The organism is Vibrio sp. 970 (genome assembly GCF_033339075.1).
Genome location: NZ_JAWOTW010000317.1, coordinates 1 through 700, shown reverse-complemented (window position 1 = coordinate 700; position 700 = coordinate 1). Strand labels below are relative to the sequence as shown.

1 protein-coding gene is annotated in these 700 nt (G+C 47.7%); it reads right to left on the bottom strand.

Annotated features, from left to right (window positions below):
* Positions 1-700 (bottom strand): sensor histidine kinase (locus R7Q11_RS26410; RefSeq protein ID WP_225467024.1); only part of this gene is annotated, 700 nt, incomplete at both ends.

Sequence of the window (700 nt, the reverse complement as noted above, 5' to 3'; positions counted from 1 at the left end):
AGACTCGATGCCGTGAATAATGGCGATCTCTACCACAGGTTGCAGCATCATCGCACGCAACTCTGTCTTTCCTAACCCTTCCTGCACCTCGATTGTGTAACTTAAGCGCTCGCCTAAACGAATTTTTTGAATACCCAGATAAGCGTCAATCAAGGCGATTTCATTCTCAACCGTGGTGCGCTCTTCACGCGAGCTTTTTAGCGTTGCACGCAATAACGCCGTGAGTTGATCCAACATTTGTTTGGCTTTATCGACGTCTTGCGACATCAACGCGCTGATATTGGCAAGCGTATTAAACAGAAAATGCGGCTCAATTTGGCTTTGCATCTGCTTGAGCTGGCTGAGTAAAAGGGCTCGTTCTTGTTCGGCGTTTTCACGTTTGATGCTCTCTAGCTCACGCTGTGCAATGGCTTCTTTTTCGCGTGAATGAAAATAAAAATAACACATACCGCTAAACAGCAGGCCCATCAGCAAGACAGGCAACATGCCCGAAATACCGAAGTATTCACCGAGCCAAAACTGCGCATTAATTACACCAAACAACAAACACGCGGTCAGTGATAGCGCAATTTCTAGCATGCGTGGGATGGTCGGAAACAACTTGTCGATCAACCACGAGAAGAACAGCGCAGAGTAGCCAAAACCAAAGCTCACCAGCACATGCACGTAGTACGGACCGCCCCAAACTGAGAGCGTCATT